12 protein-coding genes and 1 tRNA gene are annotated in these 13,643 nt (G+C 61.7%); 8 read left to right on the top strand and 5 right to left on the bottom strand.

Going from position 1 to position 13,643, the window contains the following annotated elements; all coding sequences use genetic code 11:
* The first annotated feature begins 36 nt into the window (after positions 1-36).
* A complete protein-coding gene (locus FCL40_RS11150) occupies positions 37-1,062 on the top strand; it encodes an FAD:protein FMN transferase (RefSeq protein WP_136853379.1) in 1,026 nt (341 codons plus the stop codon).
* 50 nt (positions 1,063-1,112) lie between these two features.
* On the opposite strand, the gene FCL40_RS11145 is transcribed toward FCL40_RS11150, so the two are convergent.
* The 3 genes from FCL40_RS11145 to FCL40_RS11135 all read right to left on the bottom strand — a co-directional run bounded on the left by FCL40_RS11145 (position 1,113) and on the right by FCL40_RS11135 (position 4,851).
* Positions 1,113-1,187, bottom strand: a tRNA-Gly gene (locus FCL40_RS11145).
* 128 nt (positions 1,188-1,315) lie between these two features.
* Positions 1,316-3,475 carry a S46 family peptidase gene (locus tag FCL40_RS11140; protein WP_136853378.1) on the bottom strand — a complete coding sequence of 720 codons (2,160 nt, stop codon included), beginning with the start codon at positions 3,473-3,475 and terminating at the stop codon, positions 1,316-1,318.
* 200 nt (positions 3,476-3,675) lie between these two features.
* Positions 3,676-4,851 carry an amino acid permease gene (locus FCL40_RS11135; RefSeq protein ID WP_136853377.1) on the bottom strand — a complete coding sequence of 392 codons (1,176 nt, stop codon included), beginning with the start codon at positions 4,849-4,851 and terminating at the stop codon, positions 3,676-3,678.
* 1,046 nt (positions 4,852-5,897) lie between these two features.
* On the opposite strand from FCL40_RS11135, the gene FCL40_RS11130 reads away from it, so the two are divergent.
* From FCL40_RS11130 to FCL40_RS11120, 3 genes are all read left to right on the top strand, one after another.
* Positions 5,898-6,179 carry a hypothetical protein gene (locus tag FCL40_RS11130; protein ID WP_136853376.1) on the top strand — a complete coding sequence of 94 codons (282 nt, stop codon included), beginning with the start codon at positions 5,898-5,900 and terminating at the stop codon, positions 6,177-6,179.
* 70 nt (positions 6,180-6,249) lie between these two features.
* The gene (locus tag FCL40_RS11125) at positions 6,250-6,855 is read left to right on the top strand and encodes a lipase family alpha/beta hydrolase (protein ID WP_169307086.1); all 606 of its coding nucleotides are present in this window, start codon (positions 6,250-6,252) and stop codon (positions 6,853-6,855) included.
* Between the two features lie 496 nt (positions 6,856-7,351).
* On the top strand, positions 7,352-8,233 hold the full coding sequence (locus FCL40_RS11120; protein WP_136853374.1) for an AraC family transcriptional regulator: 882 nt from the start codon (positions 7,352-7,354) through the stop codon (positions 8,231-8,233).
* A 3-nt stretch (positions 8,234-8,236) separates the two neighbouring features.
* Here the strand turns inward: FCL40_RS11120 and FCL40_RS11115 are convergent, their stop codons facing one another.
* Positions 8,237-8,479: a YgjV family protein gene (locus tag FCL40_RS11115; protein WP_136853373.1), complete on the bottom strand. Its 243-nt coding sequence runs from the start codon at positions 8,477-8,479 to the stop codon at positions 8,237-8,239.
* Positions 8,480-9,142: 663 nt separating this feature from the next.
* Between FCL40_RS11115 and FCL40_RS11110 the strand changes: the two genes are divergently transcribed.
* Positions 9,143-10,111 (top strand): LysR family transcriptional regulator, encoded by a 969-nt coding sequence (locus FCL40_RS11110; RefSeq protein WP_169307085.1) that lies wholly within the window; start codon positions 9,143-9,145, stop codon positions 10,109-10,111.
* Positions 10,112-10,115: 4 nt separating this feature from the next.
* Positions 10,116-11,084, top strand: a complete 969-nt coding sequence (locus FCL40_RS11105; protein WP_169307084.1) for a LysR family transcriptional regulator — start codon at positions 10,116-10,118, stop codon at positions 11,082-11,084.
* A gap of 218 nt (positions 11,085-11,302) precedes the next feature.
* On the opposite strand, the gene FCL40_RS11100 is transcribed toward FCL40_RS11105, so the two are convergent.
* The gene (locus FCL40_RS11100) at positions 11,303-12,211 is read right to left on the bottom strand and encodes a LysR family transcriptional regulator (protein WP_136853370.1); all 909 of its coding nucleotides are present in this window, start codon (positions 12,209-12,211) and stop codon (positions 11,303-11,305) included.
* A gap of 95 nt (positions 12,212-12,306) precedes the next feature.
* Between FCL40_RS11100 and FCL40_RS11095 the strand changes: the two genes are divergently transcribed.
* Both FCL40_RS11095 and FCL40_RS11090 read left to right on the top strand, forming a co-directional pair.
* Positions 12,307-12,609, top strand: a complete 303-nt coding sequence (locus FCL40_RS11095) for a monooxygenase (RefSeq protein ID WP_136853369.1) — start codon at positions 12,307-12,309, stop codon at positions 12,607-12,609.
* 74 nt (positions 12,610-12,683) lie between these two features.
* The gene (locus tag FCL40_RS11090) at positions 12,684-13,607 is read left to right on the top strand and encodes a M14 family metallopeptidase (RefSeq protein WP_136853368.1); all 924 of its coding nucleotides are present in this window, start codon (positions 12,684-12,686) and stop codon (positions 13,605-13,607) included.
* Positions 13,608-13,643 lie beyond the last annotated feature (36 nt).

Below are 13,643 nucleotides of genomic sequence, written 5' to 3'. Positions count from 1 at the left end.
GCCCCCGTGGCCGGCCTTTTTTATCTGGAGGTCTCCATGTCCCCTTTCCCCATCCGGCTCCCGTCCTCGCTGTGGCTGCTGTTGGCACTGCTGAGCCTGACGGCCTCAGCCAGTGGCTCCCTTCGACAGCTGCACGGCGAGACCATGGGCACCAGCTACAGCATCCGCTGGCAACAGAGTACGCCGCACCAGGGCCCCGCCGAGGTGCTGCACCAGGTGGAGCGCCAGCTGCAACGGGTCAACCGGACCCTGTCGGTGTTTCGTGACGATGCCGAAGTGGTGGCACTCAATGATAGTCCGGTCGGCCAGCCCATCCAGGTCTCCGAGGAGACCGCCCGGGTGCTGACCATCGCCCGGCGCATCGCCCGGGAGAGCGGCGGCGCCCTGGACATCACCCTGGGGCCGGTGATCGAGTTCTGGGGGTTTGGGGCCAAGCCCAGGGATCTCAGCCATAAGAGCCTGGGTCAGCTGGAGCTGGTCCGCAGCCGTACCGGCATGGGGGGGTTTCGCCTCGAGGGGCGCCAGTTTACCAAGCTGATCCCCGGGCTGGAGATCAACCCGTCGGCGGTGGCCAAGGGCTATGGGGTGGATCTGATCGCGGAGGCTCTGACCGCCATGGGCATCGGCGATTACCTGGTGGAGGTGGGCGGCGAACTGCGCAGTCAGGGCAGCGCGCCCAGGGGGGGGCCGTGGCAGGTGGCGGTGACCCGGCCGGAGAAGCTGAGCCTGGAGTTTCAGCAGCGGGTGCCTCTGGATAACCTGGCGATGGCCACCTCGGGCAACTACGTCAACCTCATCCGGGCCCAGGGAGTCAGCCTGGGGCACATCATCGACCCCAGGACCGGCTACCCGGCTGCCAGCGGCACCCTGTCGGTCACCGTGCTCCACCCCAGCTGCGCCGAGGCGGACGGCTACGCCACCGCCATGATGGTGCTGACCCCGGACCAGGCCCTGGCGCTGGCCAGGGATCTCGATCTGGCGGTGATGGTGGTGCAGGCGGGCCCCACCGGACCGGTGAGCCGCTTCAGTCCCGCCTTCCGGCGGATAGTGGCCGGCCATTAGGGCCAGAAACGAAAAAAAACGACTCACTGGAGTCGGTTTTTTCTGAATGTTGGAGCGGCTAGAGGGAATCGAACCCTCATCACGAGCTTGGGAAGCTCGGGTAATAGCCATTATACGATAGCCGCGTCAGCTACTTAGCTTATGCAATTCCGCTGGTGCTTGGCAAGGGGCAATCCACCGACTGCTGCTTCTCTGTCCAATCCAGACAGAAAAGCGCCCCGCATTGCGGGGCGCCGTTCTCAGCAGAGTGGGGTTACTTCACCACTTCCATCTCTTCCAGCAGGTTGTCGGCACCGTCGAGGTGCTTCATCACCCACAGCATATAGCGGCTGTCCACATGGATGGAGCGACTCAGGTCGTTGTTGTAGCTCCAGTCGGCGGTGATGGACTCGTACACACCGTCGAACAGCAGACCCACCAGCTCGCCACGGCCATTCATGGTGGGAGAGCCGGAGTTACCGCCGGTGGAGTCCAGGTTGGTCAGGAAGTTCACCGGAACGCTGCCCAGGGACTCCTGCTTATAGGGACCGTACACCTTATCCTTGATCAGCTGCAGCTGCTTCTCGGAGGCGTGGAAAGGCGCTTCGCCGGTGGCCTTGGCGGCCAGCCCCTCCAGGGTGGTAAACGGCACGGCAACCAGACCATCCTGCGGAGAATAGGGCACCACGGTGCCGAAGGTCAGACGCAGGCTGGAGTTGGCGTCGGCGTAGACCGGCAGACCCAGGCTCTCGTTGTAGGCGATGATGGCGTTCATGTAGTCGGGACGAACCTGCAGCAGGCGGCCGGAGAGATCCTTGGCCTGCTTCTCACGCTTCATCTTGGCGTCGTAGGTGGCAACGGCGTAACGGATGAAGGGATCGTTGCTGGCCTGGAACTCCGCTGGGCTCTTGTCCAGCCACGCCAGGCGGGTTTCCGCCTTGCCCAGGTCGGTGGTGGCGTACATGGCGTCCAGCTTGGTCTTCAGCGCCTCGGCGTCGAACGTGCCATTGAGGCCGAATACCCGGTCCAGATCCTCCAGACGCTCGGAGGCGGGCAGCTGAGCGTACTTGCCCAGTTGCAGGGCCAGGATCGCCTTGTCCACCTCCACGTCATAGCGACGGTCGACCCGCTGCATGGCGGCCTTAATGCCGTCCCAGTCGCGCTCCTGGTACCCAGGTTCACGCTCCAGATCGGGCTTCTGCTTCTCCTGGGCCAGGCGGTACAGGCGGGCGGCGATGCTGGTCATCTGGTTGTAGCGCAGATAACCCAGGATGATGTCACGGTCCAGGTGGGCGTGATCCTCTTCAATCAGCGCGTTCAGCCGGTTGATCACATCACCGTACTGCTTGGCACGCTCGCGGTCGCTGTTGATCCACTCCAGCAGCGCCCGCTCTTCGCCCACCTTCTTGGCCAGGATGCCGGTCTTGGCGTAACCCTCGATCATCGACTGGAAGTTCTTGGCGTAGTTGGCCAGGCTGGCCAGGGTGCTCTCGTACTTGATGCGGGCGTCGCTGCCTTCGGCAGAGGTGGCCTTGATCAGCTCGATGATCTCCTCACGAGCCACCTTGGACTTGGGATAGATCGCTTCGAAGTAGGTCTGAACCTCGTCGGCAGTGCGATAACGGTTGGTGCGACCTGGGTAGCCCGCCACCATGACGAAGTCACCGTTTTCAACACCCTTGGCGGAGACCTTCAGGAAGCGCTCAGGTTGGAAAGGCACGTTCTCTTCGCTGTAGTCAGCGGGACGACCATCCTTGCCCACGTAGGCGCGGAAGAAGGAGAAATCACCGGTGTGACGGGGCCACATCCAGTTGTCGATGTCACCACCGTACTTGCCCACGGACATCGAGGGGGTGTACACCAGGCGCACATCGCGGATCTCCAGCTCCTTGATCAGGAAGTACTGGGCGCCGCGGTGGAAGTTGTACACGTCGCAGCGGTAGTCCTCGCTCACTTCACACTCGGCCACCAGCGCCTTGGTGTTGGCCTCGATGGTGTTGTAGTACTCCTCGCCGTTGTTGGCGGACTGGGTGCCGGTCAGCACCTTGTCGGTGACGTCGACCATGGACTCGGTGGCCCAGATCTTGTAGCCGGGCACCGGCTCCTTCTCTTCGGAGCGGGTCTTGGCCAGGAAGCCATTCTCCAGGATGTTGTCTTCCGGGGTGGAGTGGTACTGGATGGCGCCGTAGCCACAGTGGTGGTTGGTCACCACCAGGCCATCGGGAGAGACGAAGGAGGCGGTACAGCCACCGAAGTTGATGATGGCGTTCATCGGGAACGCGCCCAGATCCGCCATGGACTTGGCGTCGATCTCCAGGCCCATCTTCGTCAGTTTCTCCTCCAGGGAGGGGATTTGATAGGGCTGCCACATGCCCTCGTCGGCAAGCGCCGTCAGCGGCAGTGCCACCACTGCCGCGGTCAACCAAGCTCTCATTGCTTTTTCCTTCTCAGGCTCCGTCTCTTAATACGCGGACGGATCATCCTCTAGGGTGGGCGGCGGCAGTCGCGGCTGCCGCCAGATTCATTCCGGGACACTCTATCACAGGCGACTGAACGGGATAACCTCGCTGTAACATCATGAAGCAATTTGGCGGAAAATCAGCTTCATATTCCGCCAGATTGTTCAGCCCCAGCTCACATCAGCTGCGCCAGCACGATCAGCGCCCCCAACAGGCTGGCCAGCACCAGTGCCGGCGTGCCACCGGCTACCCGGTAGGGACGCTCGCCGCCGCGGCGCAGCTTGAGGACCGCCGCCACCGGCAGGAACACGATCAGCACCGCCAGGGGGACGGCCGCGAATCCCAGCACCGCCACGAACCCCTCGGGCAGCGCCAGCGCCAGCACCAGCGGCGGCACGAAGGTGATCAGCCAGGTGCCCACCCGGCCACCGTGGCCGCGGCGCAGCTCGGCCAGGTACTCGAACAGGCTCAGGGTCACCCCGATGAAGGAGGTCACCAGGGCCAGATCGGCGAACAGGGTCACCAGGGTGGCGATGCTGGCGGAGCCGGTCAGGGTGGCGATGGCCTGCACCAGGTTGGCCAGGCTGTCCCCCTCTCCCAGGCCCGCCAGCTGTGCCTGGCCCAGGGGACCGAACACCGCCAGCAGCCACAGGGTGTAACAGAGCAGCGGCAGGGCGCTGCCCATCAGGAACACCCTGCGCAGGGCACGAATGTCCCCCTCCAGGTAGTCCACCAGGGGCGGAATGCACACGTGGAAACCGAAGGAGGTAAAGATCAGCGGCAGCGCCGCCATCAGCAGGCTGCCCTGGCCGTCGGCAGGGAGCGCCGGCGCCAGGTTATGCGCCTCCACCAGCGGCAGCAGCAGCACCACCAGAATCACCAGGGCCACCATCTTCAGGCTGAACAGGCCGCGGGTCAGCAGGTCCACATAGCGCACCCCGAACGCCGCCACCAGCCCCAGGGTGCAGGCGAAGATCAGGGTGGCGCTGACGCTGCCCAGCTCCAGGGCCAGCAGGCTCTTGGCCTTGAGGGTAACCAGGGAGGCGCCACCGGTGAGGTAGGCGGCGGTCAGGGCATAGAGCAGGGCCAGGAAACTGGCGGAGCAGAGCAACTGACCGCCTCGCCCCAGGGTCTGCCCCATCATGCGGTGGAAGTTCAGCCCCCGGCCGGTGGCCAGGTTGGCCTCGGTCAGCAGCAGCGCGGTGTAGCCGGAGAGGCCCCAGATCAGCAGCATCAGCGCCATCGCCGGCCAGAAGCCGATGTTGGCCACGGCAATGGGCAGGGCGAGCATGCCGGCGCCGATGCTGGTGCCGGCCACAATCAGGGTGGCGCCTACAAGTTTGGTGTTCAAAGCAAAATCTTCCCGGTGTAATAAGTCAAAACGGTAGACAGTGGTCGGGAGATTGAACAGGAAGGGTAACAGGAAGAGACACGCCACCTCGCCAATTGAATCCCGACAACGGTCGGTTCAATTAGCCCCAATGGCAGGGTCAGCGATCTAGATTACGCTCCACCTTGCCATTGAGGCTGGCAAAATCGAGCGATAAAAACGATGGAGTGCAACATCATCTCTACCTGAAAAAGAGTGGTTCGGCATCAGGCCGAACCGCCAGACTAACAACGGCAGCGCCGCCTCAACAAGAGACGGCGATCACAGTTTTCGCAAGGACAACCCCGGTTCGGCGAGACTTTGACCGCACCTAAGGCCCGAACCGGCATCGGGGGGCATCGGTCAGAGGTCGTGGGCGAGGCTGGCGTCGGGAGGGGGCGCCGTCCCACAGGAAAAATGCCGGAGTATTGTTACCAACTATGTCGCGATGGCCGTTTTCGGTGCAGGGATATGCCGCCCTTCCCGGGGGGTGCGGCACGACGGCAGCGCGGTCGTACCTCTGTGTCGCCAGTGGAGCAAGACCGCCGGTCTCGGCCGCCACGCCCTCCCCCCTCATCCGGCTCGCCGGGGGAGACACCGACCTCTCCCGGTTCAGAGGAACGCCGGCCCAGCCCCCCCTTCCCCCGGGCATCCCCGCTCTCAGCACTCCTTACCCAGGTGAAATCGACTTGGTTTTCAAGCCTGTGCCTCTACTGCAAGATAAGCGGCCGGCGACAACCCGCACTCTGGTGCCCAGGTAAGGCGGGACCGGGGTAACGGCAGAGGCCTGCCACTGCAATCCTTTCCGGTCTCTTTACGCTGGCCCCAATGCCTGCCCCTGGACACGGCCCCTGCTCACGGGGTTCATCGGCGCACTCTATTGTGGATAAGGCAAACCTTCAGCTAAAGCGAACCCCTGACCATCTCTAGTTCATTATTTTCGATTAGGAGCTGCGGCTTGCCGTCGAAATAATTTTTTTTTCGATCCGGTCTACCCTGAATAGTGAGGCAGCAAATGGAGAAGCACTATGAAGTCACTGTTACTGGTTACTCTTGTTTTCAGCGCCGCAGCACTGGCCACTGGCGGCGGCGGCAGCGGCTATCCCGGCCCGGCCTACGCCAACAACACCGCGGCCAGCCACTGCTACGATGCCAAGGGCAAACGCATCAAAGGCAGCGCCGTGATGAAACAGGAGCGCCGTTGCCCGATTACCGGCGTCGATGCCATCGACATGGTCAACTACAACAACTTCTATGGCAACAAGCCCAAGGGCGAAACCCTGAGCATGATCCGCTCCAAACATAAATAGGGTATGCTGAAACCAGATTGTCGATACGGGTAAAGATCTTATGCAGTTGGTGATGCTACATGGACTGTATATGCACCATACCATCATGCGCCCTCTCGCCGCCCAGTTAACCGGTCTGGGCTGGCAGGTGGAGGGGTTCAGTTACAACAGCCTGGCCATTGATGCCAGGCTGTTGTTTGAGCGACTGGCGGCGCTCACCCGGCCGGGAGAACCCCAGTTTCTGGTGGGACACAGTCTGGGCGGGGTACTGGCCCGTCAGTACGCCGAACACCGGGAGCTCCCAGAGGGTTCCCGCATCGTCACCCTGGGCTCGCCCCACAGGGGGGCCGCCGTTGCCCGGCGCCTGGCCCAGTGGAACCTGGAAGGGCTGATGGGCAATGCCCACCAGCATGGCCTGCTGGAAAACCACCACGGCCGCTACCTGGGAGACGCCGAACTCGGCAGCCTGGCCGGCAACGCCGGTATCGGCATGGGACGGCTGATCCTGCCCAAGGAGGAGTCTGACGGCGATGGCACCGTCCTGGTGGAGGAGACCCGGCTGCAGGGGTTTCGGGACCACATCATCCTGCCCCACAGCCACACCTCGATGCTGTTCTCCTCCGAAGTCGCCAGGCAGACAGATAACTTCTTAAGATACGGCAAGTTTTCTCACATTCAACAGGTAGAAGAACACTGATCTCTCCTCCTCCCTGACATCCGGCATCCGCCCGCTTCGGCGTCACTTCGGAGGCGGCGATCACATTCCCGTCACCGGGTACGGTAACGGCAATTTTCAGGCCTTTACCGACCTGTTTCCTCAGTGGATTCACCATTACTTTCCCTATAGCACAGCCCGGTTCCTGCTGGCCCCCGGCCAAACCGGTTCCATCGTGTCACCGACTACAGGGAAATGATGATGAAAGCCCCGGCGCTCAATGCACCCATGAAAACGCTGACGGCCGCCGCGACTCCGAGGACGGCGTATACCGTCAGCCCCGGCTGCATCCCGCCGATGCCTGCCAGACCAGTGACCGCAGGATTATGACGAGCAGGCCGCGAAGGTGAAACGAGTGCACCTCTCATGTACCCTGTTCGAAGAGGTGTCAATTGCTCAGGCTGACGCCTGTTTTTCAACAGAAAGCCCCCAGGCTGTGCGCAATGGCTTTGCCGGATCCTCTTGATAAGGCCTGAAAATGGATAGATTCGACGACATCCCCAACATCACCTACCGCAGCCCCCGGCTCGCAGAAACCGGCATAGACATACTGGATCTGGAGCAGTTTCTCGGGGAGATCTGCACCGCCGGCGCCAACCCCTATCAACCCCACAGGGTCGGGGCATTCTGCTTTATCTGTATCGACGAGGGAGAGGGTCAACACTTCATCGATTTCCACGCCTATCCCTACCAATCCAACAGCATCATCTTCATCAACAAGGGGCAGGTACACGCCTTTGACGGCGACGACACCCCCAGGGGAAAGCTGGTCATCATGACCCCAGAGTTCTTCTCTGCCAGCTCCGCCAATATTCGCACCTCCTACTTTGTGCCGGTTCACCAGAGCCTGACCGCCCTGCCGGTCCTGCCCCTTTCCACCGGGCTGAGGGAAAGCACCAGGACACTGCTGAATGAGATGAGAAAAGCCATGGAGGAGGGGCCTGACAGCAGCGTCATCGTCCAGCTGCTGCTGTCGGCCCTGCTGATCAGGCTGGCGAAGCAGAGGGAGAGCCACCTGGCCCACCTCAGCGAGCTGCAGAAGGAGCGTTTCGGGGAGTTCCTGCGTCAGGTGGACACCCACTACACCGAGATCCAGGAGGCCAGCCAGTATGCCCAGCGGATGCATACCAGCTACAAATGCCTGAACCAGCTATGCAAGGCCTGCTGTGGTCATACCGCAAAACAGTTGATTGATTTTCGGATTATCCTGGAGATAAAGCGCAAGCTGGCCATGGACGGACTGTCGGTGCAGCAAACGGCGTTCGAGTTGGGCTTCGAGGACATCACCCACTTCATCAAGTATTTCAAGCGCCACACGGGCAACACACCGGCGGCCTTCAAACGCCAGCACGAAGGCTGACGCTCAACTCGCCTCCTCCACCTCGTGACGATAGATCTTGATCAGGTAGTAGGCATCAATGATGACGATAAAGGCGTTCACCAGCATCACCGGATAGGCGGCAATGGCCCAGCCATAAAGCACAAACAGCACTGCTCCCAGCAGATTCCACCACCTGAGCTTCTTGATGTCCGCCATGGTCAGCGAGATCGCCACCACGATGGACGCGGCGTAGCCTACCCAGTCCCAGATCCAGTGCAGTTCCATGGGTGATCTCCTTACACTCCCTTGTCCCATTGTAGCCCCCCAACCCACTTAAGCCAGTCGGGACCATAAACAATGGACTCACCACGGAAAAACACCTATCTATCTGGCATGATGCATCTTTTACTGCCGTTCTCGATGGGACCGGCAGGGCCGGCCTCCACCAACGCCGATGCCTCGTCGCCTCACTCCGGCCGCCCCGGTTTCGCCACCTTCGGCCTTGAGAAAAAGCAGAACTCTGGGCCCCTACCGCCACGGCCCCCGGCCAGGTTTTGACCCGGGGAGGCGGTCGTGACACAGGCGCTCTGTCGCAGACGAGGATGTTCAGGTGCGCGAGGGCGCCAGGTGACATGCCGGCTTAATTAGAAAAAGAAACATTGAAAGACATTCACTATTTCCCACCTTCGGCTAATGCGGTTGGAAATTCTCGGCGCCGATGTTTAATCCGAAATAAAATCCCATTGCCACTGCAACTGATATATTGAATGTATCCCTAATCACCATCAATTTCACTTATTGCAAGAATTATTAAATCAGGTACTTAACCTAGGTTTTGGCTCCAATAACAACAAAGAAAATACAGCGTGGGGTGCGGTTCTGTGATTTGCATCAGCAAACCCTTACCGTCAATACCGTATAGTTGCAAAAAACGATATGGTCTCGGCGATGGACAGACTCAAAGACATCAATATTTTCTCATTCCAGGTGTTTGTACTGGTCTATGAGTCACTCAACTCTTTGAGTGTGGCCCAGACCCTGAATGTGCCCGCGTCCAAGATCAGCCGCTGCCTGAACAGCCTGAGACACGCCCTGGACGATCCCCTGTTTTACCGCAAGCAGTATGGCTTTGAGCCCAGCGAGATGGCGACACGCATCTATCCGGAGATGAAAAAGATTCTGGAGCTGGCAGGCCAGGCCTGCAGCGTCGACCAGGATGAGAACAACCGGCTCAAGCAGGAGCTGACCATCGCCTGTCCCACCGGCCTGTGCGTCAAGCTCTCCCGCCGCCTGCAGGAGCAGGCCCGGGAGCACGGCCAGCACTTCACCTTTATCGTCAAACCCATCAATCACCATGTGGACAACGAGATCCAGCACGGCAATGTGGACGTGGCCATCTCCTTCGAGTCCAGCCACTCAGAGGGCGTGAAGAGCGAGTTTGTCACCAAGGGCACCGGCCTCTACGTGGTCGGCAACCACCGCCACCCCCTCTGGCAACGCTCCCCCCAGCCTCAGTTGAAGGAGATCATCGACTATCCCTTCATCGTCGCCGACTGCCCCGCCTTCAACGACCGGATCGATCCCCTGGAGGTGTACGCCAACGACATCGATCGCCACCTGGATGTGGAGGTGAAGGTCAGCGGGCTGACCGAACTGGCGGATCAGCTGGAGAGCACCAGCAGCCTGACCTTCGTCGGCCAGAAATACGCCGCCGAGTTCCTCAACCGCATGTCGGACCTGGAGGTACGGCGCCTGCCCCAGGACCAGTTCGAACTGCTACATCAGCGCATGGGCGTACCCAGCTACTATCTGCTCAGTCCCCCCAGGGGGCGCAACCTGCCCGACTGGCTGCTGCCCGCCATGAGCGAGTTCATCACCAGCTCGGTGGTCCTGACCGAGCCCGGTGACAAGGAGTGACACAGTGCCGACGACCAACATAGACAAACTCAAGGACATCAATCTTTTCGTTATCAGGGTGTTCTGCCTGGTGTTTCAACACGGCAACTCCATTGCCGTGGCCAGCATTCTGGACGTGCCCCCATCGAAGATCAGCCGCAGCCTCAACGCCCTGAGGCAGTCCTTCTCCGATCCACTGTTTATCCGGCGCCAGCACGGTTTCGAGCCGACGCCCCTCTCCTGCCGGCTCTACCCCATTCTCTGCCGGTTGCTGGGAGAGTCGGAGTCTGTCGCCGCCATCAGCCACTACCAGGAGATGGATCAGCACCAGAACCTGCATATCGCCACCCCGCCCCAGCTGGCCATCAACCTGATTCAACGGGTACGCCGGGCGTCGGAGAGCCATGACGATCCCCACAGCGTCCACCTGAGGATGTTCCACGACTCCAGCCTGGACGACCTGGCGGCCAACCGCACCGATGCGGTGATCAGCTTCACGCCGGCGGAGCGCGACGGCGTCATCTCCAAGGCGATCGCCTCTCCCAAGAAGGTCTACCTGGTGGCCAGGGAGAATCACCCGGTCTGGGACAACCCGGTGCTGGAGGAGATCGCTCGCTACCCGCAGATCCTCTATGGCAACAGCTGCTACCCCAACAGCCAGTCACCGATGAAGTTCTACTGTCGCCGACGTGGACTGCCCTTCAAGCTGGACTCCATCGCCTCGGACATGGGCTCGGTGGCCCACTCCCTGCTGGAATCCGATGCCCTCTCCCTGCTGGAGTTTGCTTCATGCGCAAACTTTTTCAGGGAGTTCAAAGGGATTCAAGCCATCCAACTGTGCAGCAAGCAGTTCGATGAGCTGGTGACCTACAAGACTCCCAAGACGGTGTACCTGTGGCTCAGGCACGACAGTGAGCGCCGTGTCACCACTCCCTACTGGCTGCAGCAGACTCTGGAGCAGCATATCCGTCACTCGCTTGGGCTGACCGGCTAACAGTACTGGGTCTGAGGCTCCGACGGGCCGTCGCACAGACTCTCACCGACGCCCCCGGGCCGGGTCTGCTGACCACAGCAGACCCGGTGGTTTTGCCACTGCGGGACCGGCTGGCAATCGAGTCCCCGAGAAGATTCCTGCCCCAACCCGCCCCTGCAGCACCATGTCGCGTATCTGCTCGTCGCGGGATAAGCCAAGGCAGTCACCGCTGAGCGTCATCACTCCTGACTCTGGAGTCGCCGCTCCCTGGCAGCTTGCCGCAGCAGTGCATAGAGGGCACGGGCGGCCACCCCGGTCTGCTTCCCCTTGGGTAGGGTCAGGTGCAGCGGCACCTGGTAGCTGCCCCCTCCGGCCAGGGTCAGGGGCACCACCTCATAGGGATCCAGGCGCGCCAGCCGATGGTCCGGCATCCGGCAGAAGCCGACGCCGGCCCGCACCGCATCCCAGGCATGGTCAAAGTTGTCCACGGTGATCCTGCGCTCCGAACGAAGCCAGCCAACGTCCCGCTGCCGCTTGGGGTCATCCTCCCCCAGATCCCGCACCACGATCTGAGTATGGGTGATCAGATCCTCGGCGGTCACCGCCTTCATCCCGGCCAGCGGGTGACCTCTCCCGGCCACCGGCACCATGGTGACCACCCCGAAGGGATCGGTCAGATGGTTGTCCACCGGCAGGGTGATGATCGCCAGATCCGCCTGGCGTTCAGTAACCGCCCGCTCGGTGGCAGACAGGGAGGTTTCGCGTATCTGCACCGAGGTCCCCTTGAAGTCATCGAAAAACCGGCCGAGCGGCGCCATAACCCACTCTCGGCAGCAGAGGTGATCCAGCGTCAGGGTGATCTCGGGCTCCACCCCCAGGGCAATCTGGCTGCCCACCGACTCCAGCTCCCTGGCCTGCTCGACCATGGGCACCGCCCGGCGCAACAAGGCCCTGGCCTCGACCGTCAGCACGGCGCGGCGTTGCTCGATGCAGATAAGCTCCATCCCCAGCTGCTGCTCCAGCTTGCGCAGGGCGTACATCAGGGTGGTGTGGCTCTTGTTCAGTGCCAGGGCGGCGGCCTGGATACTCCCAGCCCGGTCCACCTCGATCAGGGTAAGCCACTGCTCCAGGGTTGTCTTCAGCCTCATGGTCTATTTTGTCTACATTACCGAGTGAATTTATATACTTTATCACGACTTTTTAGACCAATAGTATGGGCCCTCAACCACGAGGAGAAACCAGGATGAAAACCCTGCTGCAAGTCGACTTCCCCTACCAGGGACCGATGGGCAAGGAGATGGTCAGCCAGATGAGGGCACTGGCGGAGTCCATCAACGAGGAGCCCGGGATGGTGTGGAAGATCTGGACCCAGAATGAACAGACCGCCGAGGCAGGGGGGATCTACCTGTTCGAGGATGAGGCCAGCGCCAGGGCCTACCTGGAAAAACACAGCGCCCGCCTGGCAGCCTGGGGCATAGGCCCGGTGAACGGCAAACTGTTCGCCGTCAACGGCCCCCTGTCGACCATCAACAGGGCCCCCCTCTGAAGCGACCGGGCTACCCCGAAGGGGCTCATCTCCCTATACTGGGGCCAACAATGGAACCAGGAACAGGGAACCTCATGAGCCCACCCCCCTTCTACCCCATCGGCCTCCCCGGCCAGCCATGGAACGAGTCCCACAAGGCCCAGTGGCTGGCGGGCATCACCCGCAAGCGCAGCTACCAGCAGGAGGTGGTCAGCAAGATCGCCGCCCTCGAGCCCAAGTTTGACCTGCTGCAGTACGGCGCCCTCAGCTATGATCCACAGCGCTTCCCGCTGCTGGCCCTGAGGAGCTGCCAATGGGATGACAGTAAGCCGGTGGTACTGATAACCGGCGGCGTTCATGGCTATGAAACCTCGGGGGTCCATGGCGCCCTGGCGTTTGCCGAGGGCGAGGCAACCCGCTTCGAAAAGGCGTTCAACTTGCTGATCGCCCCCTGCGTCAGCCCCTGGGGCTATGAGGTGATCAACCGCTGGAACCCCAAGGCGGTGGATCCCAACCGCTCCTTCCACCCCGACAGCCCGGCGGAGGAGTCGGCGGCGCTGATGTCGCTGGTGAAGTCATTGCGGCTCAAGCCGCTGGCCCATTTCGACCTGCACGAAACCACCGACAGCGATGAGCAGGAGTTCCGCCCGGCCCTGGCGGCCCGGGAGGGTAAGGCGTTCGAGCCCGGCGAGATCCCCGACGGTTTCTACCTGGTGGGGGACAGTGACAACCCGCAACCGGCCTTCCAGAAAGCGATGATCGAGGCGGTTCGCCGGGTCACCCACATCGCCCCGGCGGATGAGCAGGGCAACATCATCGGTACCCCGTTGGAGCAGGAGGGGGTGATCAACTACCCCACCAAGAGGCTGGGTTTGTGCACCGGCCTGAGTGACGCACGCTACGTCACCACCACCGAGGTCTACCCAGACAGCCCCAGGGCCACGCCCCGGCAGTGCAACCATGCCCAGGTGGCGGCCATCTGCGCCGGACTGAAGCATATCCTGGCCCACGGCATCTGAAGGCGGGGAGGCCGGCACCTCCCCTAATGCACCATC

It is taken from the genome of Ferrimonas sediminicola (assembly GCF_005116715.1).
GTDB lineage: Bacteria > Pseudomonadota > Gammaproteobacteria > Enterobacterales > Shewanellaceae > Ferrimonas > Ferrimonas sediminicola.
The sequence above is the reverse complement of the archived record's forward strand: the minus strand, read 5'-3'. Positions and strand labels throughout refer to the sequence as shown.

What these genes read in the sequence shown, in the direction of transcription:
- FCL40_RS11150 (WP_136853379.1), top strand. Translation starts at nt 37, where the DNA reads ATGTCCCCTTTCCCCATCCGGCTCCCGTCCTCGCTGTGGCTGCTGTTG.
- FCL40_RS11140 (WP_136853378.1), bottom strand. Translation starts at nt 3,475, where the DNA reads ATGAGAGCTTGGTTGACCGCGGCAGTGGTGGCACTGCCGCTGACGGCG.
- FCL40_RS11130 (WP_136853376.1), top strand. Translation starts at nt 5,898, where the DNA reads ATGAAGTCACTGTTACTGGTTACTCTTGTTTTCAGCGCCGCAGCACTG.
- FCL40_RS11125 (WP_169307086.1), top strand. Translation starts at nt 6,250, where the DNA reads ATGCACCATACCATCATGCGCCCTCTCGCCGCCCAGTTAACCGGTCTG.
- FCL40_RS11120 (WP_136853374.1), top strand. Translation starts at nt 7,352, where the DNA reads ATGGATAGATTCGACGACATCCCCAACATCACCTACCGCAGCCCCCGG.
- FCL40_RS11115 (WP_136853373.1), bottom strand. Translation starts at nt 8,479, where the DNA reads ATGGAACTGCACTGGATCTGGGACTGGGTAGGCTACGCCGCGTCCATC.
- FCL40_RS11110 (WP_169307085.1), top strand. Translation starts at nt 9,143, where the DNA reads ATGGACAGACTCAAAGACATCAATATTTTCTCATTCCAGGTGTTTGTA.
- FCL40_RS11100 (WP_136853370.1), bottom strand. Translation starts at nt 12,211, where the DNA reads ATGAGGCTGAAGACAACCCTGGAGCAGTGGCTTACCCTGATCGAGGTG.
- FCL40_RS11095 (WP_136853369.1), top strand. Translation starts at nt 12,307, where the DNA reads ATGAAAACCCTGCTGCAAGTCGACTTCCCCTACCAGGGACCGATGGGC.
- FCL40_RS11090 (WP_136853368.1), top strand. Translation starts at nt 12,684, where the DNA reads ATGAGCCCACCCCCCTTCTACCCCATCGGCCTCCCCGGCCAGCCATGG.